Below are 982 nucleotides of genomic sequence, written 5' to 3' on the forward strand. Positions count from 1 at the left end.
TTGACAATGGTGCGTTCCAGCCTACCAAACCGGACAGCTATGCTTGCCAGAATGGCGGAGAGCCAACGACCATGACGCTCGACCGGCTCGACGAGAAGCTGATCACCCTGCTGCGGCATGACGGTCGCCGCAGCATTTCCGACCTCGCCATCGAACTCGGCGTCTCGCGGGCGACGGTGCGGTCGCGGATGGAGCGGCTGGAAAGCGCCGGCATCATCACCGGCTACACCGTGATCCTGCGTGCCGACACGGTGGAGGCACCGGTGCGCGGCATCATGCTGATCGAGGTGGAGGGGCAAGCCACCGACCGCGTGGTGCGGACGCTCAGCGGCTTTCCGGAGATCCTGGAGATCCACAGCACCAACGGACGCTGGGATCTGATCGTCGAGCTGTCGGCCGGCAGCCTGCCGGAATTCGACGGTGTGCTGCGCCGCATCCGCCTGATCCCCGGCATCACCACCAGCGAAACCAACCTTCTGCTCAACACCCCGCGCAGCACCCGCGCCCGGCTGTAGCCGGTCCGGCCCCCGGCTTTCCGATACCGGACAGTCAGCCATCCCAACGGGCTGCGCCATGGGAACGCAGGGGGCCGGGGCAACGCGGGGATGACTGGCGGCGGAGGCCTGTGCCAAAGTCCCGGCGCCCGGCAGACGGCACGGAACCTACGGCCGGCGCCGGGCAGCATACTGACTGGAAGGAACAAGCCGATGAAGAAGATCCTTATGGCGCTGGTGCTGGGTGCGCTGGCGACCGGGACCGCCGGCATCACCATGGACCACCCCGCCGCCGCCAAGGACGCGAAGAAGATCCGCATCGCCTCGGAAGGCGCCTTCGCGCCGTGGAACGGGATGGATTCGTCGGGCAAGCTGGTCGGCTTCGAAATCGACCTCGCCTGGGATCTGTGCAAGCGCATCGAAGCCGACTGCGAACTGGTGGCGATGGACTGGGACGGCATGATCCCGTCGCTGCAGCAGGGCAAGAT

General features: G+C 66.7%; 2 protein-coding genes. Both read left to right on the forward strand.

The genetic code is table 11. The features are described 5' to 3' along the window. A partial coding sequence (locus tag I71_RS11595) for an Lrp/AsnC family transcriptional regulator (protein WP_244433773.1) occupies window positions 1–515 on the forward strand: 515 nt, incomplete at its 5' end. Window positions 516–707: 192 nt separating this feature from the next. Next, on the forward strand, window positions 708–982 hold a 275-nt coding region (locus I71_RS11600; RefSeq protein WP_148294217.1), incomplete at its 3' end, for a transporter substrate-binding domain-containing protein.

The organism is Azospirillum sp. B506, assembly GCF_000333595.1.
Classification (GTDB): domain Bacteria; phylum Pseudomonadota; class Alphaproteobacteria; order Azospirillales; family Azospirillaceae; genus Azospirillum.